This window comes from Lentzea cavernae (genome assembly GCF_014653695.1).
Taxonomy (GTDB): Bacteria; Actinomycetota; Actinomycetes; order Mycobacteriales; family Pseudonocardiaceae; genus Lentzea; species Lentzea cavernae.
The window spans coordinates 454899-476056 of record NZ_BNAR01000004.1; the positions used below are offsets into that span (position 1 = coordinate 454899).

At 72.7% G+C, this 21158-nt stretch carries 20 protein-coding genes; 7 read left to right on the forward strand and 13 right to left on the reverse strand.

All coding sequences use genetic code 11. The features are described from left to right. Window positions 1–141: 141 nt before the first annotated feature. Window positions 142–963 (reverse strand): hypothetical protein, encoded by an 822-nt coding sequence (locus IE307_RS16095; protein ID WP_191298750.1) that lies wholly within the window; start codon window positions 961–963, stop codon window positions 142–144. A gap of 130 nt (window positions 964–1093) precedes the next feature. Between IE307_RS16095 and IE307_RS16100 the strand changes: the two genes are divergently transcribed. Both IE307_RS16100 and IE307_RS16105 read left to right on the forward strand, forming a co-directional pair. Next, a complete protein-coding gene (locus IE307_RS16100) occupies window positions 1094–2731 on the forward strand; it encodes a hypothetical protein (protein WP_191298751.1) in 1638 nt (545 codons plus the stop codon). Window positions 2732–2876: 145 nt separating this feature from the next. Continuing rightward, window positions 2877–3845, forward strand: coding sequence for a DMT family transporter (locus IE307_RS16105; RefSeq protein WP_191298752.1), 969 nt, complete (start codon window positions 2877–2879; stop codon window positions 3843–3845). A 55-nt stretch (window positions 3846–3900) separates the two neighbouring features. Here IE307_RS16105 and IE307_RS16110 read toward each other — a convergent pair whose 3' ends face one another. From IE307_RS16110 to IE307_RS16165, 12 genes are read right to left on the reverse strand one after another with little or no spacing between them, the layout of a single operon-like run. Continuing rightward, on the reverse strand, window positions 3901–5160 hold the full coding sequence (locus IE307_RS16110; protein ID WP_191298753.1) for an aminotransferase family protein: 1260 nt from the start codon (window positions 5158–5160) through the stop codon (window positions 3901–3903). Between the two features lie 37 nt (window positions 5161–5197). Next, complete coding sequence (locus IE307_RS16115; RefSeq protein ID WP_191298754.1) at window positions 5198–5989, reverse strand: enoyl-CoA hydratase-related protein; 792 nt, start codon at window positions 5987–5989, stop codon at window positions 5198–5200. Between the two features lie 10 nt (window positions 5990–5999). Continuing rightward, window positions 6000–6491: a flavin reductase family protein gene (locus tag IE307_RS16120; RefSeq protein ID WP_191298755.1), complete on the reverse strand. Its 492-nt coding sequence runs from the start codon at window positions 6489–6491 to the stop codon at window positions 6000–6002. 18 nt (window positions 6492–6509) lie between these two features. Then, entirely contained in the window at window positions 6510–7838 is a 1329-nt protein-coding gene (locus IE307_RS16125) for a TrpB-like pyridoxal phosphate-dependent enzyme (protein ID WP_191298756.1), read from the reverse strand. Continuing rightward, a complete protein-coding gene (locus IE307_RS16130; RefSeq protein WP_191298757.1) occupies window positions 7835–8707 on the reverse strand; it encodes a 4'-phosphopantetheinyl transferase family protein in 873 nt (290 codons plus the stop codon). Before IE307_RS16130 ends, IE307_RS16125 begins: the two co-directional genes overlap by 4 nt. Beyond that, a complete protein-coding gene (locus tag IE307_RS16135; protein WP_229904751.1) occupies window positions 8704–9891 on the reverse strand; it encodes an acyl-CoA dehydrogenase family protein in 1188 nt (395 codons plus the stop codon). The genes IE307_RS16130 and IE307_RS16135 overlap by 4 nt, the downstream gene beginning before the upstream one ends. Next, complete coding sequence (locus IE307_RS16140) at window positions 9888–10148, reverse strand: phosphopantetheine-binding protein (protein ID WP_191298758.1); 261 nt, start codon at window positions 10146–10148, stop codon at window positions 9888–9890. Before IE307_RS16140 ends, IE307_RS16135 begins: the two co-directional genes overlap by 4 nt. Before the next feature lie 14 nt (window positions 10149–10162). Further along, window positions 10163–11434: a type III PLP-dependent enzyme domain-containing protein gene (locus tag IE307_RS16145; RefSeq protein ID WP_229904752.1), complete on the reverse strand. Its 1272-nt coding sequence runs from the start codon at window positions 11432–11434 to the stop codon at window positions 10163–10165. Beyond that, window positions 11431–12915 (reverse strand): class I adenylate-forming enzyme family protein, encoded by a 1485-nt coding sequence (locus IE307_RS16150; RefSeq protein WP_191298759.1) that lies wholly within the window; start codon window positions 12913–12915, stop codon window positions 11431–11433. The genes IE307_RS16145 and IE307_RS16150 overlap by 4 nt, the downstream gene beginning before the upstream one ends. Then, window positions 12912–13205, reverse strand: coding sequence for an acyl carrier protein (locus IE307_RS16155; protein ID WP_191298760.1), 294 nt, complete (start codon window positions 13203–13205; stop codon window positions 12912–12914). Before IE307_RS16155 ends, IE307_RS16150 begins: the two co-directional genes overlap by 4 nt. Continuing rightward, on the reverse strand, window positions 13205–14857 hold the full coding sequence (locus tag IE307_RS16160; RefSeq protein ID WP_191298761.1) for an amino acid adenylation domain-containing protein: 1653 nt from the start codon (window positions 14855–14857) through the stop codon (window positions 13205–13207). Before IE307_RS16160 ends, IE307_RS16155 begins: the two co-directional genes overlap by 1 nt. Then, complete coding sequence (locus tag IE307_RS16165; RefSeq protein WP_191298762.1) at window positions 14854–15852, reverse strand: BtrH N-terminal domain-containing protein; 999 nt, start codon at window positions 15850–15852, stop codon at window positions 14854–14856. Before IE307_RS16165 ends, IE307_RS16160 begins: the two co-directional genes overlap by 4 nt. Before the next feature lie 511 nt (window positions 15853–16363). Between IE307_RS16165 and IE307_RS16170 the strand changes: the two genes are divergently transcribed. The 5 genes from IE307_RS16170 to IE307_RS16190 are packed head-to-tail and all read left to right on the forward strand — an operon-like array spanning window position 16364 to window position 21114. Continuing rightward, the gene (locus IE307_RS16170; RefSeq protein ID WP_191298763.1) at window positions 16364–17665 is read left to right on the forward strand and encodes a glutamate-5-semialdehyde dehydrogenase; all 1302 of its coding nucleotides are present in this window, start codon (window positions 16364–16366) and stop codon (window positions 17663–17665) included. Continuing rightward, window positions 17662–17952: an acyl carrier protein gene (locus tag IE307_RS16175; protein WP_191298764.1), complete on the forward strand. Its 291-nt coding sequence runs from the start codon at window positions 17662–17664 to the stop codon at window positions 17950–17952. The genes IE307_RS16170 and IE307_RS16175 overlap by 4 nt, the downstream gene beginning before the upstream one ends. Then, window positions 17949–18929 carry a hypothetical protein gene (locus tag IE307_RS16180; RefSeq protein ID WP_191298765.1) on the forward strand — a complete coding sequence of 327 codons (981 nt, stop codon included), beginning with the start codon at window positions 17949–17951 and terminating at the stop codon, window positions 18927–18929. Before IE307_RS16175 ends, IE307_RS16180 begins: the two co-directional genes overlap by 4 nt. Beyond that, window positions 18926–19960: a saccharopine dehydrogenase gene (locus tag IE307_RS16185; protein ID WP_191298766.1), complete on the forward strand. Its 1035-nt coding sequence runs from the start codon at window positions 18926–18928 to the stop codon at window positions 19958–19960. Before IE307_RS16180 ends, IE307_RS16185 begins: the two co-directional genes overlap by 4 nt. Next, window positions 19957–21114: a saccharopine dehydrogenase family protein gene (locus tag IE307_RS16190; protein ID WP_191298767.1), complete on the forward strand. Its 1158-nt coding sequence runs from the start codon at window positions 19957–19959 to the stop codon at window positions 21112–21114. Before IE307_RS16185 ends, IE307_RS16190 begins: the two co-directional genes overlap by 4 nt. Window positions 21115–21158 lie beyond the last annotated feature (44 nt).

Sequence of the window (21158 nt, forward strand, 5' to 3'; positions counted from 1 at the left end):
TGAACGGGCGACAACCGGTACGCCTGCGCCGATCATGACACCCACCGGGAAGGGGGGTTCACCTCGGACAGGGGACGCATGATCGTATGACCGGTCACCGCCAGCCACGGACGACCAGCTGCGTGACGGTCACCGCGAGGGTCAGATGAGCGCCTCGAAGCAGCGCAGGACCTGCACCTTGCCGTACTGGACCTTCGCGTAGACCGTGGCCGTCGCACGCCAGCGGCGGTTCACGCACAGCACCCGCACGGCCCAGTAGCCGTACCAGGGGATCTCCTCGTCGCTCCACTCCTCCAGCTCGTCCCTGCTCGGCAGGTACGTGCGCGAGGACGCCAGCTCCAGCAGCCGGGTCGTGTCCACCCCGGTGAAGCTCGACGGCAGGTGGCGCGCGAGGTCGAGCAGCACCCGGTCGCAGTCCTCGCCGATCCGCCTGATGTCCGGCAGGTGCGGCGAGAGCCCGGAGAAGTACGCCGACACCACCCTGCCGATGCTCTGGGACAGGCCGGGATCGTCGTCCGTGTCGACCAGGGACTCCAGGATGTTCATCAGCCGGGTGTCGAGGGCGTCGAGGTCGTCGCGCCACCGTTCCAGCCGAGCGATCTCCTCGTCGTCGGAGTACTCGGTCTCCGTCCGGACGGCCTTGTCGCGCGCCTCACGAAGGCGGCGTGGCCTGCGGGTCTCCTCGCGGTGCATCACGTAAACGGCCACGACGGCGACGACCGCGATCACCGCCACGCTGATCACCAGCACCACCAGCACCGTCGCGACCACGCCCAGCACCGCGACGACGAAGTTCTCGAACGGCTGGAACGACACCAGCAGCCAGACGAACGCCGCGATCGACCCGGCCGCCAGCACGACCTTCACCAGGCAGCCGCCCACCCGAGTGGCGAGAACGGCCAGCACGACGCTGAGCCCGACGGCAAAGAGCGGATCGCGCATCACCTTCAGCACGGGTTCCATGTCCGTGCCTCGTCCGGCACCGTCTCACCGTTAGCCGGTGCCGCGCAGGTCGAGCCCTTCGGCGGCAGCCCTCGAGGTGACGCGCCCTGCTAGCCTCCACGCCACTCTCCTCGACCTGGTGGGACGGACCGTGTTCGACGCTGATGACCTGCCCGCCTTCGAGCCGCCGGAGTTCGACGAACACCAGGGCGACGAGGAAGACGTGGAGCGGCCGCCGTTGCGCGGCAGCACGACGCCACCCGCCGGACTGCACGACGTGGACTGGGCGGCTCTCGAAGACGCGTACGGCACGGCCGGCGAGACCCCGTGGTTCATCGAGGCGCTCACGAGCGATGATGACGGTGATCGCGATTTCGGTGTGTACGGCCTGTATTCGGCCACCACGCACCAGGGTTCGGTCTACAGCGCGTCCAGGGCCGCGATCCCCTTCCTGGCCGAACTCGTGCGCCGGGACATTCCAATGGCACTGGTGTTCCTCGCCAGGATCGCCGTCGGCGAGACGCATTTCGTGGCACGGCCTGACGACGTCGCCAAGGCCACCAGCGAGTACGCGGACGAGGTCGCGGAGTTCGCTGATGACATCGAGGCGGCGTGGGCCCGCACCGGCGACGACGAGGCGTTGCGGCTGCTCGTCCTGCTCGGCCGGGAACCGAAGGGGTTGCCCGCTCTCACCCCGGACGCGACCGCGGGACTGTGCCTTGCCCACGGTTTCCTCGCCGCGCGGGACAACGGCGTTGTTCCAGGCGGCGCGAAACACACCGGTGCGAGAGTGGAACACGTTGCCGCAGCACGGGATCTGATGGCGAACAGCCCGTCGCTGCACGTGCGAGGCGCTGCCGCGGCGTGCCTGGTCCATTCAGGATTCGCCGACGACGACGCGCTGGCGCTGCTCCACCACCTCGCGCAGGGCGAGTACCCGGTGCACGACGTGTGGACGGCTGACCTGGCCGACCTGGCGGCCTCGGCGTGGTGCTTCGGCACGGACGACGACGGGCTGCTGACGGCATCAGGGAACACCCGGCCGAACCTGCACTCCCGGCTGCTCGAGCGGGTGGCGCGACAGTTCCGCCCCAGCGGCGAGGTCTACCGCCCGGTGTCACCGGAGGAGCTGACGGCGGCCCAGCGCACGACCCTGGAGGCCGCGCTGCGCGGCGCGCCGGAGGCGATCACCGGCGTGGACGCGGACCACCTGCGGGTGGACGTCCCGGGAACGGTGGCCGCGGCGCGGCGGCTGCTCGGCACCGCCAGTGGCGAACTGAGCCGCCGCACCTCCCAGGGGCCGCTGTGGTTCGTGCTGGAGGACGCCCTGTTCGCGCGGGGTGACGGGAAGGTCGCACTCGCCGCCCTGGCCGAGGTGGACGCGTGGGCCGCGCTCAGCGAGGTGTTCACCGCCCGGCAGCCGGGCGGCACGGCCGAGTCGATCACCCTGACCGTGCGGCACGGCGACGACGCCGCCACGCTCGCACTGTGCTCGACCTTCGCCGACGCACTCGCCGATCACCGCACCCGGGTGGAGGAGTTCCTCGACGGGTGGCTGTCCGTGGTGTCCGAAGTGGACGGATACGACCTGGCGTTCGCGGTGCCCGCACAGCGCATCGGCACGGCATTGGTGGCTCTTGCCCGGTCGGGTGGACTACCGGTGCGATTCCACCCGATGGTCAAGCCTTACCACCGGTTCCCGGAGTTTTCCAAGGTTCCGTTGCCGCTCTTGCGCGAACTGGTGGAGCAACTACCGGAGGACGTCCGCGCCGCCCGTCTCGCAGAATGACCGGTAGCACATGAGCGCGTTCACGCACAAGGAATTCCCGGCGTCATCGGCGTTGTTGTTTTCCCCGACCGGACGAACGCCGCGCCGTTTACCACCCCGTTGATTCGTGCAACCTCCCTGCACGGGACTCAGGGGAGGAATCGACATGTCGTTCGGCCGTGGTTCGGGTGCGATGGCGCTCGGGGCCGGTGTCAGCGCGGGTCTCGTGTGGGGTCTGGCGTTCGTGTTGCCGGACCTGCTGACCGGGTGGTCGGCGGTGGCGGTGACAGCGGGCCGGTACCTCGCCTACGGCGTGCTGTCGCTGGCGTTGTTCGCGCTCGGCGGCGCGGCGGTGCGGCGGATCGCCCGGCGGCACTGGGCGCCGGCCCTCGGGTTCGGCATCGCCGGCAACGCCGGGTACTACCTGCTGCTCGTCATCGGCATCCAGACCGTCGGCGCGCCGGTCACGAACATGGTCATCGGGTGCATCCCGGTGACGATGGCGTTGGTGGGCAACCGCGTCTCGAAGCTGTGCCCGTGGCGCAGCCTGGCGCTGCCGGTGACGCTGGTGGCGATCGGGCTGGTGGTGGTGAACGGGCTGGAGATCTCCGGTGCGCAGGCCACCGAACCGACGTCGACGATGACGAAGGTGCTCGGCCTGCTCGCGTGCGCCGCCGCCGTGGCGTTGTGGACCTGGTACGGCATCGCGAACGCCAAGTTCATGGCGGAGAACCCGGACGTGCCCGCCGGGCAGTGGGCCACCGTGGTCGGTGTCGCGACCGGTGCCGTCACGGTGGTGGCGCTGCCGCTGGCCGCGGTGACGGGGCAGTTGAGCGTCGCACCCGGAGGCACGGGTGTCGCGGGCTTCGTGGTCGTCGCGATCGTGCTGGGCGTGCTGGTGTCGTGGGTGGCCACGTGGCTGTGGAACGCCGCTTCGGCGAAGCTCTCCCCCACCGTCGCCGGGATGTTGGTGAACGTCGAGACGTTGTCCGGCTACACCTACGTCTACGCGGCCCGGCAGGAGTGGCCGCCGCTGGGGCAGGTGCTGGGGTTCGCGCTCATCATGGTCGGTGTGGTGCTGGTGATCCGCGTGCAGAACAAGGCGGCGGAGCCCGTGGCGGTGGGCGCGGCCTGAGACGGCGAACGGGGGCGTGCCTTGGTGGCACGCCCCCGTTGTCGCGTTTCGAGGATCAGCCCGCGAACGAGGCGACCCGCTCGGGAAGCGTGGCCCGCATCGACCGGTCGAGCCTCGCCACCAGTTCCTCGCAGTCCTCGGACGTGATGACCAGCGGGGGCGTGAGGACGACCGTGCTGCCCGCGGTGGACAGCAGCAGGCCCTCCTCGCGGCACCGCAGGCGCAGTTCGGCCACGGTGCCGGCGTCCGCGTCGAGGTCGACGCCGATCATCAGGCCCCTGGCGCGCACCGCCACCACTCCGTCGAGCGCGGAGAGCGCCCGTTCCAGCTGCTCGCTCCTCTCCCCGACGTTGGCCAGCACGCGGCCGTCCGCCAGCTCGTCGAGCACGGCGAGGCCCGCCGCGGCGGCCACCGGGTTGCCGTCGCCGGTCGATCCGTGCGGCAGCACCACTCCTGGCCGCGCGGTGGCCGCGGCCAGCACCTCGGAGGTGGTGGCGATGGCGGCCAGCGGGACGTAGCCGGAGCTGATCCCCTTGCTCAGCAACACCATGTCCGGGCGCAGTCCGAGCTCGCCGGTGACGGTGAGCGCGCCGGTGCGGCCGAACCCGGTGGACACCTCGTCGATCACGAAGTGGATGCCGTGCTCCTGGCACAGCCGCTGCACCTCGGCCAGGTGGCCGGGCGGCGCCTCCTGCACGCCGGTGCCCAGGACCGGTTCGAGCACGATCGCGGTGACGCGGTCCGGGCCGATCCGCTCGACCTCGGCGCGCAGGTGGTCGAGGTCCCACGGGCGCACGTGGTGCACGCCGGGCGTGAGCGGTCCGTGCAGCGCGTGCACGTCCGGCTCACCGGTGATCGCCGTGGCGAGGCCGCCGATGCCGTGGTAGCCGTCGAGCTGGGCGATCACGTGCGTGCGGTCCGGGTCGCCGCCGACGATGCGGGTGAAGCGCGACAGGAACACCGCGCCCTCCACGGCCTGCGCGCCGGTGGTGCACAGCCGCACGTGCCGCAGGTGTTCGGGCAGCACGGCGACCAGTCGCTCGGCGTAGCGCAAGGTGATCTCGGCGGGCTGGTCGTGCCGGATCGACTGGGCCACGGGCAACGTCGCGAGCTGGTGGGCGATGGCCTCGGCGACGGCCCGGTTGTCGTACCCGAGGCTCGCGTTCCACAGCGCCGACCGCGCGTCGAGGTACTCCCGGCCGCTCGCGTCGGTGACGCGGCAGCCCCGTCCGGACACGAGCGCCCGGCCGCGCACCTCCTCCGGCGAGGTGTCCCGGGTCCGTGCGCTGAACCACAGCGCGGTGGTCTGGCTCATCGTTCCTCCTGGCTCGTGGTTCGTTCTTCTGGGGATGTCACTGCGACTTGAGCGCCGCGGCGAGCAGGTCGGGCAGTTCCGGGGACGGCAGGAACGCGGCGTTCCACAGCGCGACGTGGCGCAGCCCGTCGGCGACGGGCAGGTCCCTGGTGCGGTCGAGCACCGCCTTGACGCCCGCGACCGCGGCGGGCGGGTGCCCGGCGATCTGCCGGGCGGTGGTGAGGGCGTCCTCCCACAGCGCGTCGGCGTCGGGCGCGACCCTGGACACCAGTCGCAGCGCCAAGGCCTCCTCGGCGCCGACGTCACGGCCGGTGAGGGCGAGCTCCCTGGTGGCCGCCTCACCGATGACGTGCGGAAGCCGTTGCAGGCTCCCGAGATCGGCCACGATGCCGAGTCTCACCTCGCGCAGCGAGAACGACGCCGGCGCCGAGGCGAGCCGGATGTCGCACGCCGACACGAGGTCGAGTCCCGCGCCGACGCACGGCCCGTGCACGGCGGCGATCCACGGCAGTCTGCTGCGGTTGACCGCGCCGAGGGCGTCCTGCATCGAGGTCGCCTCGGCGAGCAGCCGCTCGCGCAGGTCGGGCCTGCGGGTGAGCCTGCGGTAGTGCGGCAGGTACCAGAGCAGGTCGAGCCCGCCGCTGAAGCACTCCCCCGCACCGCGCAGCACCACGGCCCGCACGTCCTCGTCGGCGTCCAGTCCGGCCACCAGAGCGGGAAGTTCGGTCCACACCAGACCGCCCATGACGTTGCCTTCACCGGTGCCGTCGAGCACGACCTCGGTGACGCCCGCTCCGAGGTGGCGCACCGAGAACGTCCGGAAATCCATTCACAACCCCCTAGTCCAGCGCGCGGAACGCTCGCTGGTGCAGGACGAGCGGTGCGCTGGTTGTGTCGACGTCGTGCCACAACGGCATTCCGACCAGCAACGCGTGATCGCCGTAGACGAGTTCGTCGCGCAGGTCGCAGACCATCGCGGCGGCGGCGTCGGCGAGCAGGGGCACGCCGCTCACGACGTGGGTCGGCACGTCCCGGAAGCGGTCGGCCTGGGTCCCGGTGGCGAACCGCCCGCACAGGTCGCTCTGCTGCGAGCACAGGACGCTCACGCCGAACAGCCGTGTTCTGCGGATCGCCTCGAGCGTGCCGCTGCCGGTGGCCAGCGACACGAGCAGCGTCGGTGGCCGCACGGACAGCGACATCATCGCGTTGACGGTGCACCCCGCGGGCGCGGAGCCGTCGTCGGTCGTGATGACCGTGACGCCGGTGGGCCACTGGGTCATGAAGTCGCGGAACTCGGTGCCGGGTGCGGAAAGCCTGTCCTGGGTGCGCATGGCGTCCTCCTCCGGCCGTCAGACTCCGGCGACCTGGTGTTCGGGTTGCGGCGGCAGGTGCTCCAGCGACCGCTCGATGTCCTCCTCGGTCACCACGATCTCCTCGTCGACCTGACCGTCCAGATAGGACCGGTAGGACGCCATGTCGAACAGGCCGTGCCCGCTGAGGGAGAACAGGATCACCGGCGACGTGCCGTCCCGGTCGGCCTTGGCGGCCTCGACGACGGCGCCGTGCACGGCGTGCGCGCTCTCCGGCGCCGGCACGAGTCCCTCGGCGCGGGCGAACAGCACCGCGGACTCGAACACCTCGCGCTGCTGGTAGGCGGTCGCCTCGATCAGGCCCCTGTCGTACAGGGCGCTGACCACCTTGGCGGTGGCGTGGTAGCGCAGGCCGCCCGCGTGCATCCGGGGCGGCGCGAACCGCGAGCCCAGCGTGTACATCTTCTGCAGCGCGTTCTGCTCGGAGCTGTCGGTGAAGTCGTAGGCGTACCGGCCCCTGGTGAGCTTCGGGCACGCGGCGGGCTCCACGGATACGCACCGCACGTGCCCCTGGTCGGGACGCAGGAACGGGAAGGCGAGCCCGCCGAAGTTGCTGCCCGCGCCGAGCCCGGCGATCACGACGTCGGCCCGTTCGCCGAACTCGGTCAGCTGGTCGATCGCCTCCAGGCCCATGACGGTGTTGTGCAGCAACGAGTACGTCTCGCCGCTGCCCGCGCAGAACCGGGTGCCGGGCTGCTGGGTCGCCTCCATGGCCTCGGCCAGCGCGATGGACAGCGTGCCCGCGTTCTCGTGGGCGAACCGGCGGCCCGCGGCGGTGCCGTCGCTGGGACTCGCGATCACCTCGGCGCCCAGCATCTCCATGATGGTGCGGCGGTGCGGTTTGCTCTCCAGGCTCGTGCGGACCATGTAGACCACGCACTCCAACCCGAACATGTGGCACGCCGTGGCGACCGCCGTGCCCCACTGACCCGCACCGGTGGCGACGGCGAGCCGCTTGGCGCCCGCCGCCTTGTAGTAGTGCGCCTGGGCAATCGCGGTGTTGAGCTTGTGGCTGCCGGACGGGTTGCCGCCCTCGTACTTGTAGTAGATGCGGGCGCGGGTGCCGAGCGCCTCCTCCAACTCGGTGGCGCGGCGCAGCGGCGTGGTGCGCCACTGGGCGTAGCGCCGCGCGACCTCCTCGGGGATCGGCACCCAGCGCTCGCGGGTGACCTCCTGGCGGATGAGGCTCAGCGGCACCTGCGGGTCGAGCCGGGCGCCCTCCCGCCGCACGGGCGGCGGCAGGTCCGGCGGCAGGTCGAAGTCGAGGTCGGCCAGGACGTTGTACCAGGCAGTGGGCGGTGTGGTCACCGGGCCTCCTCGTGGCGGTGTGCGGTCGGGCCCGGCCGGACGGCCAGGGCGCAGGGCGGGCCGACGTCCACCAGGCGCCAGCGCACCCGGCGCCAGCGGCCCTCGCGGGCGTCGGGGTGGACGGGGATGCGCCACGGCAGGTCGGCCAGACCCATGCCCGTGGCCTTCACGCACGCTTCCTGCACTGCCCACACGCGGCTGAACGCGTCCGCCGCGTCGGAACGCGCGAGCACGTCGCCCGCGTGCGGCCCGCAGCAGCGGCGGACCAGCCCGTGGTGCAGCGGCGCGGACGGCTCGGCGACGTCGACCCCGATCTCACCGCCGGTCCACACCGCCGCGGCGGTGTGCTGGTCGGTGTGCGAGATGGACACCCCGACACCGGGCAGCAGCAACGGCCGGCCGCGGCCGGTGGTGCGCAACGGCCTCGCCGCCGCGCGGGGGCCGAGCACCTTGGCCACGAGCTGCCTCAGCAGTGACCGTCCGCGCAGGAACTCGTTGGCGCGCAACGGTCCCATGTCTTCGGAGGCGGCGCGTTCTTCGGCGGTCGCGAAGCCGGTGTCGGTGGCGTGCGCCGGGAGGACCGCCACGTGGGCGGTTGGCAGGCCTGGTCCGACGGGCACGGACAGGACGGGCAGGTTCCGGACGGCCGGGTTCAGACCGGCTACGTCCAGACCGGCTACGTCCAGACCGGCTACGTCCAGACCGGCTGCGCCAAGGCCAGGCGCGTCCAGGGCGGGCGCGTCCAGAGCGGGCACGTCCAGAGCGGGCACGTCCAGAGCGGGCACGTCCAGAGCGGGCACGTCCAGAGCGGGCGCGTCCACAACGGACACACCTGGGGCGGGCAGGGCGAGGGCGGTGGACGTGGTCACAGGGCCAGCCCCACCCCTCGGTCGACCAGCACCAGCGCGCCGTTCGCCCCGAGCAGCCGGTCGTTCGCGTAGTTCAGCGACGACGACCGCAGGTCGCGGAACAGCCGCTCCAGCGGCAGCGGCGCGTCGCGCAGGTAGCCGTGGCGCAGGCCGGCCACCTCGACCAGGGTGTCCACGACGGCGAACGAGCGCTCGGCGGCGTGCACCTTGAGGCCGTTGAGGCGCAGCTGCACGTCGGGTGCCTCCGGGTCGGGGGCGAGGCTCGTGTCCCGCACCACCTGGGCGATCAGGGCGGCCGTGGTGTCGAGGTCGAGGCGCACTCTGGCCAACCGGGCGCGGAGCAGGTCCGACTCCAGGTTGAACTGCTTGCGGCCGGCGGGGCTGCGCACCAGTTCGAGCACTGCCCGCAGCGCGCCGCGGGCGGCGCCGAGCCAGCACGAGGCCCAGGCGATGTGGCCGACCGGGACGAACGTGCGCAGCGCCACGTCGCGGAAACCGCCCGCGCCGCCGACGATCGCGCTCTCCGCGACCGTGCCGGACAGGTGCAGCGGGCCGCTGTGCGTGCCGCGCATCCCCATGGGGTCCCAGGAGAAGCCCTCGGCGTGCCGCACGGTCAGCTGCTCGCGGTCGGCGTAGACCAGCGACACCTCCGCCGGCTGCGCCGATTCGGAGTCCTTCATGGTGATCAGGAAGCCGTCGGCGTCCGAACCGCCCGTGACGATCGGCGCGTCGCGGTCGAGGTGCACCTTCCCGTCCTCGCGGCGCAACGGCGCGTGGGCGCTGAGCAGGTGGCCGCCCTTGACCTTCTCGCTGGTGACCGAGGCGACGTACACCTCGCCCGCGGCCAGCCGGGGCAGCAGGTCTGCCTGCAGCTCGGGACTGCCGTGGCCGACCAGCGCCGCGACCTGCTGGCAGTGCATCGCCCAGATCATGCCGGTGGACAGGCACTCGCCGGACAGTTCGGCGGCCACGCGCACCAGGTCGTCCAGGCCGCCGCCGAGGCCGCCGTGCGCCACCGGCACGAGCAGGCCCATCAACCCGCTGTCGCGCAACGCCTTCAGCGGCGCGGTGGGGAACGAGGCGTCGGCGTCGACCTGCCGGGCGTGGTCGCGCAGGACCGGCAGCACCGACTCGACCCGGTCGCCGATCTCCCGCTGGTCCGGGCGCGTCTGCGTGGTCGTCACGACGTTCCCACGGCGGGCTCGTCGACAGCCGTCCCGACGGCCTTGCGCAGGCTCTCGGCGGTGGCGAAGGTGTCGCCGGTCATCATCTCGTCCGGCAGCACGACGCCCAGTTCGTCCTCGAGGTCGAAGAGCAGCTCCACGGCCTGCATGGAGTCCAGGCCGAACTTCTTGAGCGGGGCGTCCTGCGGCAGCTCCGCACCTTCGGGCAGGTTCTTGAGGTGCCGTCGCAGCACCGAGTCGAACTCGTTGTCTTCCATGGCCTTCAGTCCTTTCATCCACTGTGGACGGGCAGTCGCACGAGGTTCAGGCGGGACACGTCGAGCACCGTGTCGCCGCGCACCACCACCTCGGCGGGAGGGGTGTGGCCCAGGAAGCCGAGCAGGCTCGCGGTGAGCCCGTAGGCGCCGACGTTGGGCACGACGACGAGGTCGCCGGGACGCACGGCCGGCATTCGCAGGCCGCGGCCGAGGGTGTCCAGAGGGGTGCAGAGCGGGCCGACCAGCGTCGCGGTCACCTCGCCCGGCTCCCCCGCGCCGACGGGAACGACGTCCGGCGCGAGCCGGGGCAGCCGGCGCAGACCGGACATGCCTCCGAGGTGGTTGACCCCGGTGTCGAGCACGACGAACAGCTCGCCCTTGGAGTGCTTGACGTCCACCACCCGCGCGATCAGGGTGCCGGAGTCGCCGACCAGGTGGCGGCCGGACTCGAACGCGATCCGGGGCTCGCCGTCGCGCCAGCCGGGCAGCCGCCGGTCCAGCAGGTCGGTGAGCCGCGCGGCCAGACCGGGGAACCGGGGCCGCTCGCCGCGGTGCGCGTAGGGCGCTCCGAACCCGCCGCCGAGGTCCACCTCCTCCAGCCGCCCGAGCCGTCCGGCCAGGTCCGTGGCGAGGTCGACGGCCACCTCGAACTGGCGTACCAGCGCGTCCTCGTCGACGAAGTTGCTGCCCATGTAGAGGTGCAGGCCGGTGACGGTGGCGGCGGCGTGGCCGCGGAACGCCCCGGGATCGGCGGCGACCCACGACGCGTCCGCGCCGAACTGCGACGCCGTGCCGGTCATGGTCAGCCCGGTGCCCGCCACGCCCTCGTCGGCGTTGACCCGCAACAGGCACTTCGCCTCGGCCCCGTGCCGGGCCGCGCACTCGCCGACCGCGCGCAGGTCGGTGGGCGAGTCGACGGAGAACCGGGTCACCCCGCGGCTCAGGGCGTGCTCCAGCACGGCGGCGGACTTGCCGGGTCCGGTGAGCAGCACCAGGTCCGGTGACACTCCCGCCGCCAGAGTCGCGTCCACCTCGCCGTCCGAGCTGACCTCGGCGCGGCACCCGAGGCGGGCCAGGGTGCTGACGATCGCGGGGTGGGGGTTGGCCTTCAGGGAGTAGTAGAGGACCGACGGGTCCGGGAGGGCGCGCCGCAGGTCGGTGTGCGCGGCTTCGACGGCGTCGAGGTCGTAGACGTAGGCGGGGGTGCCGGCCAGGTCCGCGATCCGTTCAACACCGGTCGCGGCCGTGGTCGCGGTTGTGGTCATGGCGTCGTCCAAGGCGGTCATCGCGCACCGCCCTGGCGGGCGAGCAGCTCTGCCAGACCCTTCTTGTCCACCTTGCCGTTGACGCTGAGCGGCAACGCGTCGAGCACCACCACCTCGCTCGGCAGCTTCTGCTCCTCCAGCCGGTCGCCCAGCTGCTCCACCAGGTACGGCGCGAGCAGGTCGCCCGCGACCGCCAGCAGCGCCCCCGTGGAGTCGTCCGGTGGCAGCAGTGCCGCCAGTTCCACCCCCGGCACGTCCAGCGCCGCCGCCTCGATCTCGAGGCTGCTCACCCGGATGCCGCGCTGCTTGTAGATGTCGTCGTCGCGGCCGATGAAGTACAGGTGGCCGTCCTCGTCGAAGCGGCAGCGGTCGCCGGTGTGCAGCACCGGCTGGCCGAACGCGTCGCGGCGGTACCGGCGGGCGGTCAGCTCCGGCGCGCGCCAGTACCCGGCCATCACGTTCGGGCCGCGCACCACCAGTTCGCCGATCTCGCCCGCGGGCAGGCGGCGTCCGTCCTCGTCGGCGGCGTAGGCCTCGGTGCCGGGCAGCGGCAGGCCGCACGAGCCCGGCCGGACCAGGTCGGCGTTCGGCTCGGCGATGGAGACGCGCTTGCACTCGGTCAGGCCGAACATGGCCACCACGTCGAGCCCCGGCACGGCCTCCCGCAGCCGCACGGACGCCGTGACGGGCAGCGCCGCACCGGTGTTGGTCACCATCCGCAGCCGTGCGGGAGGGTTTCCGGCGCGGCCCACGAGCCGGCCCAGGGTGGCGGCGAGGCTCGGCACGAGCGGGAACACGGTGGTGTCGTGCTCCACCAACCGCCGCAGCAACGCGGGACCGGCGTCGCTGTCGTCGCCGACCACCAGGCACGCTCCCGCCTGGCAGGACAGGAACATCTGGTACTGGCCGTAGTCGAAGGACAGCGGCAGGCAGCAGAACACCACGTCGTCGGCGCGGTAGCCCAGGCGTTCCTGGATGGCGGCCGCGGCGAACAGCACCTGGGCGTGGGTGGAGACGACGGCCTTGGGCATGGACGTGCTGCCCGACGTGTAGATGAGCGCGACCGGGTCGGTGGCCGCGCACGGCTCGCCGGCGGGCAGCGGCTCGGACGGCGTGGCCGGCAGTTCGTCCAACCGGTGCACGGGCACGTCCACGGACAGGCGTCCCGCGGCGTCGTCGGTCGCGATGATCAGCCTCGGCTCGCTGTCTCCGAGGATGTGGTCGAGGTGGTACGGGCGGATGCGGTCGCTGAGCACGACGTGCAGCGCGCCGAGGCGGGAGCAGGCGTGCACGAGCGCGGTCGTCTCCAGCGCGTGCGGCGCGAGCAGCAACACCCGGTCGCCACGCACGACACCCCGGCCGCGCAACCACTGGGCGTAGGCCTCGGACCTGTTGCGCAGCGCGCGGTAGGTCCAGGTCTGCTCGCCGCGGCGCACGGCCGGAGCGTCAGGTGCGAGTTCGGCCTGGCGGTCGAGCAGGTGGTGCAGCAGGAAGGCCGTCATCGGATCGCCTCCGGGGTCGCGCCGGCGACGGTGGTCGCCAGCAGGTCGGTGAGCGAGTCCAGCGAGTCGAACGCCTCGGGGACGATGAGGTCCGCGGGCACCTCCACGCCCAGGTCGGTCTCGAGGCGTTCCAGCACGGTGACGACCGCGATCGAGTCGAACCCGGGCAGGTCGAACAACGAGCGCGCCGAACGCGGCGCGCCGGGCGGTGTGCCGAGCACGTCGGCCACCGCGTGCGCGGCCCGGTCGGCCAGTTCCTGTCTGGCGAATTCCCTTGCATGGGGCCGCATCAGCGTTCCTTCCCGATGGTCGTGACGAGGGCGGGCAGCTCGGCGCGGGCGACCTTGCCGGTGCTGGTGCGGGGCAGGTCCGGCACGACGTGCACCGCGCCGGGCACCATGTAGCCGGGCAACCGGGCCCGGCAGTGCGCGAGCACGTCCGCACCGGTGAGCGCCCCCGCGTCCGGCCGGGGCACGACCAGCGCGTGCAGCCGGTGGGTCAGCTCGGGGTCCGGCACCGCGACCACCACCACCTCGGCCACGTCCGGATGGGTGCCGGCGGCGGCCTCCACGTCACCGAGCTCGACCCGGTACCCGCGCGTCTTGACCAGCCCGTCGCGACGGCCCAGCAGGTGCAGCACCCCGTTGGCGTCACGGCGGGCGATGTCGCCGGTCCGGTAGCAGCGGCGCGGTCCGGCGGGGGTGGTCAGCTCGACCACCGCCCCGGCGGTGAGGTCCGGCCGGCCGAGGTAGCCGGGCGTGACGCAGTCGCCGGCCACCACCAGCTCACCCTCCGCCGCACCGTCGAACGACGCCGTGCCGTCCTGGTCGAGCAGGCCGATCAGGGTGCCGTCGATCGGGTGCCCTACAGGAACGCGGCTGTCCGGGTCCGGCGGGCCGTCCAGCACGTGGCTGGTGATGACGTTGGTCTCGATGGGGCCGTAGAGGTTGGCGAAGGTCGCCTGCGGGAGGGCGTGCATCAGCTCGGCGAGCGCGGCGGCGCGGAACTCCTCCCCCGCGTACAGGACGCGCTTCAGCGCGGGCAGACCGTCCGCGCGCAACGTCGAGCGGCGCAGCAGTGCGGTCAACGCCGACGGCACCGCGTACAGGTGCGTGATCGCACGTTCGGCCAGAAACCGTTGCAGCGCTTGGGGGAACAACGCATGCCGCTCCGGCACCGGGTGCAGCTCCGCGCCCGCGCCCAGTCCGACGTAGACGTCGTAGACGGGCAGGTCGAAGTGCAGCGGTGCGTGCACGGCCACCCGGTCGCCCGGTTCCAGGGGGAACGTGTCCGCGGCCCAGTCGACGAACGCGGACGCGTTGCGGTGGGTGATGACGACGCCCTTGGGGGTGCCGGTGGAGCCGGAGGTGTAGAGGACGTACGCCTCGTCATCGGGGTGCGGTGTGGGGAAGGCGAACGCCTGGGTGGCTGGGATGGAGGCCGCGGTGACTGCAGAGGCGGCGTCAGGTGCCGGGATGGCGGGCCCAAGGGCGGCCCCAGGGGCGGTGGCGCGCCCAAGGGTGGTGGCGGGCGCAGGGGTGCCGGTGGGCACGGTGGCGGCAGGCGTGGTGGTGGCGGCGGGGGTGGCAGGCGTGGCGGTGGCGGCGGGGACACCGAGGTCGTCGCTGCCGATCGCAACGGCGCAGGCCGAGTCGGTCACCACGAACCGCTGCCGTTCCGCCGGAGCGGACGGGTCGATCGGCACGTAAGCGCACCCGGCCCGCAGCACGGCCAGCATCGCGAGCACCGTGCCCGGCTGCTTGGTGCTGAGCACGGCGACCCGGCTGCCGGGCTCGACCTGGCGCAGCAGCGCCGAGGCCAGGCCGTCAACGGCCCTCAAGAGTTCGCCGTAGGAGGTCGTGGCACCGTCAGCGTCGACGAGGGCGGTGGCGTCAGGTTTGCGTTGGGCGGCGTCCAGGACGCGGTCGAGCACGGTGCTCACGCGGCACTCCTCAACGACTCGACCACCCAGCCGGCCACGGCCGTCTCCTGCTCCGAGGCAGCGCGAACGGCGTCGAGCACCGAGCGCGGCGCGGCCCGTCCGGCCTGGACGCGGCGAGTGGCGACGTAGGCCATCTCGGACGCCCTGCGCCACGCGGGAATCAGGTCGGCCTCGAACCGGTGGGCCAGGTCCTCCAAACCGATGCGCCGCAACGCCGCGCGCTCGTCGACCAGCCACAGCCGGTGCAAGGACCGGTCCCGGACGAGGAGCCACACCTGGAGCGCCAGGTTCGCCAGGGCGTCCCGGTCGAGGTCGGTGTGCCCGTCGAGCAGCCGGGCGAACGAGCCGTCCCGTTCGGCGGCGAGGATTCCCTCGGCGTTGGTGGCGACCTGGTGCGGCACGTCGAGCGGGGTGGGGTCGCCGATGCGGTCGAGCACGGCCCACGAGCCCTCGCCGAGTGCCGGTGCGATGTCCGCCAGGCCCACCTTGACCGTCACGGGGGTGGCGCGGCCGTAGGCGGTGGCGTTGTGGTACGGGTCGACGACGTGCAGAACCGGTTCGCGGGACTGGGGATCGATGCCCTCCACGACGAAGCCGTGCGCCATGTGTTCGTTGCGGTGGTAGGGCAGCCACGGCATGTGGAAGGCGTCGCCGACGACCAGGACGGCTCGGCCCTCGCGCAGTTCGGCGTGCCAGGACAGGACGGCCGCAGCCGGGTCACCGCCGACGTCGCGCCAGCTGGGGGCGAAGCCGGTGCGGGTGGCGAGCCACGCGTCCTGGTCGCGGGAGGGCAGGTTCAGGCGCGGTGGCCCCTCGGTGTCCTCGATCAGGCAGAACTTCCAGCGCGACGCGAACGGCGTGCGGACGTCGTCCACGCCGGCCTGGGCCAGCAGCAACGCCAGGTCGTCGGACACGCAGTCGAGGAACGGGGAGTCGACCCGGCTCAGCGAGGCGGCGCAGGGCGCGAAGGCGAGCGAGTGGACGGTGGAAACCACGCAAGTCCCCCTAAGGGCGAATATCTGGTTGATTTGCGGTATCGGACGCGCAGGGAGGCGCACCATTAATAAATGGACACAGGACCGAACCGCTAAACCACATTTCCCAGACCGGTCGCGATCGCCGCACGCTGTTTGGCGGCACCTTCCACGGACCTGCCGGGCTTCACCTGACTCCCCCATTCGTACTGCGGCCCCCGAGAGCGTTGCAAGTGCGGCAGTTTTGGCCGCACGGGTTTATCGCGGCGACCCACCACCGCCGCGAACAGCGGAGAAGTGCCCGAAACAGATCCAAACCACGCCACTCGGCCCAGCGGACCCACCACCCGGCCCAACCTTCTACCGGCCGAACGAACGAGCACCGGGCAGAAATTGCCCCAGTGGGGTCACAGTTTTTTCACGCTCCTTTTCGGACATTCGAAATTCCGATCATTTGGGACACCGAGTTGTAACTCCGCCGGACTTCTGCTTCCGTGAGCCGAGAGCTTTTATCGCAGATCCGGACGGGGCCATGATCGAAACCATTGTGTTGAACGCGCGCCGGGCCGCCGACGCCGCTCCCGCGGTGCGCGACCCCGCGTACCCGTTGTTCGCGGCCGCGGTCGGAAAACGTCTGGTGGAGCGCTGGGACGAGGTGCTGGCCGCCAACGAGGCGGACCTGCGGGCCGCCCGTGACGCGGGCCTGTCGCCCGCCATGGTCGAGCGGATGGGGCTGGCCGGGGCACACCTCGAGGCCCTGGCCGAGCTGACCCGGCAGGTCCAGGAGGACCTGCCTGCCGTCACCGCGCCGGGGCCGGAGGTGCGGGGCGTCGGGCGCAGCCGGGCGCGCCTGGTGGCCAGGCCGCTGGGCGTGCTGCTGATGGTCTACGAGTCGCGCCCCATGGTGACGCTGGACAGCGCCGTGCTCGCGGTGTGCACGGGCAACGCCGTGTTGCTGCGCGGTGGCAGCGAATGCCGCGGCTGCAACGCCGTGCTGGCCGACGTCATCGCGTCGGCGTTGCGCGACGCCGGTCTGCCCGAGCACCTGGCGCAGGTGCTCCTCGACACCGACCGCGCGGGATTGCGCGAGCTGATGAAGCGCGACGACGCGATCGACGTGCTGCTGCCGCGCGGCGGTTCGGGCCTGGTGTCGTACTGCCGCACCGCGTCCCGGATCCCCGTGATCGCGGGCGGCGCGGGCGTGAACCACCTGTACGCGCACTCCTCCGCCGACGCGGACGAGGCGGTCCGGCTGGTCCTGGACAGCAAACTGCCCGACCCCGCGGGCTGCACGGCGCTGGAGATGCTGTTGCTGGACGAGGGTCTGGCGGACGACTTCTTCGCCGCGCTCACCGCCCGGCTCGACGAGCCGGACGTGCGCGGGCTCGTGCTGCGGACGCCCGCCGAGGTCGCCGAACGGCTGCCCGCCGAGCTGACCCGGGTGCTCGAAGTCCGGGAACTGGCGGGGAACGACGACGGCCGGGAGTTCCTCGACACCACGCTGGGCGTGCGCCTCGTGTCCGATGTGGACGAAGCCGTGCGGCACGTGCGGCGCCACGGCACCGGGCACACGGAGGGCGTCGCCGCCCGCTCGGCCGAGGTGGTCGAGCGCTTCACCGCACAGGTGGACGCGGCGGCGGTCGTGGTCAACGGCTCGTTGCGGCTGCACGACGGACCCACGATGGGCGCGGGTCCGGAGATCGCGATCAGCACCGGCCGGCTGCACGTGCGCGGCCCGGTCGGCCTGGCCGCCCTGCTCACCAGGAGCTGGGTGGTCGACGGCGGCGGGACCGTCCGGTTCCGGCGCGACGGCGCGGAAGGGGAGGACCGATGACGGTGGCGGACGCGAACGTGCGCGAGGAGGTCAACACCGCGGTGAAGAAGATGGTGGTGGCCGAGTCGCGGCTGTCGATCGACCCGGCGACGGTGGGCGACACCGAGCCGTTGAACGGCGAGGTGCTGCGGGTGACCTCGGTGGGGTTCCTGTCCATGCTGATCCGGCTGGAGGACGAGCTGGGCGTGACGCTGCCCGACGACCTGTTCGCGGGCCGCAGCTTCCACACCGTGGCCGACCTGGTCGACGTGGTGGCGCCCACCTGCACGGGCCGGGCGGCCGGGTGAGCGCGCCCACCGCACCGGAGGAGGCCGGCACGCGGGCGTTGAGCTGCTACACCGCGAACCTCGCCCGCTACCTGCTGCGCGACGACCCGGACGCGCTCGACGCCATCGCCCGCTCGGTGCGCCTGGCCGTGCGGACGGACCTGCCCGATGACGCGCTCGCGGTGTCCCACCACGGCGTGCCGCTCAACGAGATGCCACCGGGCGGCGTGCTGGAGCACGCGTCGGCTCCCACCGCCGAGGCCGCCCTGGAGGGCATCGCCGAGGAGCTGGAACGCCGCGGTCAGGTCGTCGTCGCGGCCTCCAGCGCCGCGCTGCCGTGGTCGCTCGCCCGCCACGAGGACAGCGCGCCGCACCTGCTGCTGGTGAACGGGCACGGTCCCGGCCGGTGGCACGTGGTGGACGACTTCGCCGCCCTGCTCCCGGAAGGGCGGCAGGACCCGTTCGACGGATGGGTGCAGGACGCCGCGCTGCTCTCCGCGATGGCACCGGCCACCTCGCGCCCGGAGCACCGGTTGCGCGACGAGAACCTGTTCGGCGTGCCCGTGCCGCCACCGCCCGCCGACCAGTACAGGTGGTTCGTGCTCGGCTCCCCCGGCCACCGCTCCCCAGGCCTGCCGGAAGGCTGGCTGTGCGGAGCGGACGCCATCGAGGCGCTCGCGGAGTTCTGGGTCGCTCTGGGCGAGCACCCCGGCCGGGCCAGGTTCCTCGACGACGTGTGGGCCGCCTCCCAGCACCACACCTTCCGCTACGCGCGGCTGCTGCACACCTGCCGCCTCGCCGACCGGGACGCCGAGGCGGTCCGCGCCGCGTCCGCCGCGTGGCGCGACCTGCCGATGGCGCTGCACTTCGCGGTGCGGTCCGCCGAACGCGGCCGATCGAGGCCCGCCGTGGTCAGGGCGACGTTCGACCACCTGCTCGCGGTCGAAACCGCTGCCCGGACGGTGATCGGCCACTACGGCTACCTTTCTGAAGCATGACCGTCAGACTGTGGATGCGCAGCGAGGTGCGGCCGACCGAGCGCCGCGCGCCGATCACGCCCGCCGACGCCGCCTCGCTGGTGAGCGAGGGCTTCGCCGTGACCGTCGAGGAGTCCGCGCAACGCGTGCACCCGATCGGGGACTACGCCGCCGCGGGCTGCACCGTGGCCGAGGCGGGCGGCTGGGTCGACGCGCCCGACGACTTCGTGGTCGTCGGGTTGAAGGAGCTGCCGGACGACCCCTCCGAGCTGCGTCACCGGCACGTGTTCTTCGGCCACGCCTACAAGAAGCAGGAAGGTGCGGAACGGCTGCTGCGCCGGTTCGACGCGGGTGGCGGGGTGCTGCTCGACCTCGAGTACCTGACCGACGACTCCGGCCGGCGGCTGGCGGCGTTCGGCTACTGGGCGGGGTACGTGGGCGCGGCGCTGGCGGTGCTGCACCACCGCGGCGCGCTCGACGCTCCGCTGCGGCCCACGTCCGTGCCCGAGCTCGACGCCCTGCTGGCGGGCGGTGACCCGCTGAGCGCGGTGGTGATCGGCGCGCTGGGCCGGTGCGGCCGCGGTGCCGACCGGGCGCTGACGGCGGCGGGTGTCACGCCGACGCGCTGGGACCTCGCCGAGACGCGCGACCTGGACCGGCCCGCGCTGCTGCGGCACGAGGTCCTGGTCAACGCGGTGCTCACGTCCGAGCCCATCCCGCCGTTCCTGCGCCCGGAGGACCTCGACGAGCCGCGTGCGCTGCGGACCGTGTGCGACGTGACGTGCGACGTCGGCTCGCCGTTCAACGTGCTGCCGATCTACGACAGCACGACGAGCTGGGACCAGCTGGCGCGGGCGCTGCGCGAGGAGCCGCCGCTCGACCTCATCGCGATCGACAACCTCCCGTCGCTGGTGCCGCTGGAGGCCACCGACGCGTTCTCCGCCGACCTGCTGCCGCTGCTGCGCGACCTCCCGCGGGCGACCTCTCCCTGGCAGCGCGCCGAGCGGCTCTTCCACGACACCGTCACAGCGATCAAGGAGACGTCCCGATGACCGACCTCGTCCCGCCCACCGGCCGGGTGCACTGGATCGGCACCGGCCTGTCCACCGGCAGCGGGCTGCGGGTGCTCGCGTCGTCGCACGACGTCCTGCTGTGGGCGCGTTCCGAGGAGAAGGCCGAACGCTGCCTCGCCCGGCTCGGCCTCACCGGCCAGGCGGGCGTGCGGCGGTTCGACCACGACGCCCTGGCCGCCGAACTGCGCGCGGGCGACGTGGTCGTGTCGATGCTGCCCGCGCCCGAACACCCGGCACTCGTGCGGCTGTGCCTGGACCAGGGCGCGCACTTCGCGTGCTCCAGCTACGTGAGCGACGCGCTCGCCGCCCTCGAGCCGGAGGCCGTGGACCGCGGTGTGGTCGTGCTGACCGAGGCGGGCCTCGACCCCGGCATCGACCACCTCTACGCCCACCTGCTCGTGGAACGCGCGAAGGCGGAGTTCGGCGCGGACACCCCGGCCACGGCGGTGTTCACCTCCTACTGCGGCGGCCTCCCCGCCGAGCCGAACGAGTTCCGCTACCGCTTCAGCTGGGCGCCGCGCAGCGTGCTCACCGCGCTGCGCACGCAGGCCCGGTACGTGCGGGGCGGGCAGGAGCACGTCGCCGACCGGCCGTGGGAGGCGACCCGCAAGCAGGTCCTCGGCGGCGAGACGTTCGAGGTGTACCCCAACCGCGACAGCGTGCCGTTCATCGAGCAGTACCAGGTGCCCGGCGCGTGGGAGCTGGAGTCGTTCGTCCGCGGCACCGTGCGCCTGGACGGCTGGCTCGACGCCTGGTCGGAGGTGTTCACCGTCCTGCGGGAGGGTGACGACGACAGCGTCACCGCGCTGGCGGGCGAACTGGCCGAGAAGTACCCGATGGGCGACGACGACCTGGACCGCGTCGTCCTCGCCGTGTCGCTGACCCTGGAGACAGGTGAGGGACGGCGGTGGTCGGGCGAGTACGTGCTCGACCTGGTGGGCGAGCGGGACGAGACGGCGATGGCGCGGACGGTGTCGGTGACGCTGGCGTGCGGCGTGGCCGACGTCCTCGCGGGTCGCACCACGCCGGGTCTGCACCGGGCGACGGCCGGGTCGGCCGCGCGCTGGCTGGAGTTCCTGGCGGAGCACGGCGTGCCGAGCGAGTTGAAGGTGTCGACACCTTCGGGGACGTGAGGGGTCAGCCGCGAGCCGACGGTGGCAGCGCCTTCGGAGACGTG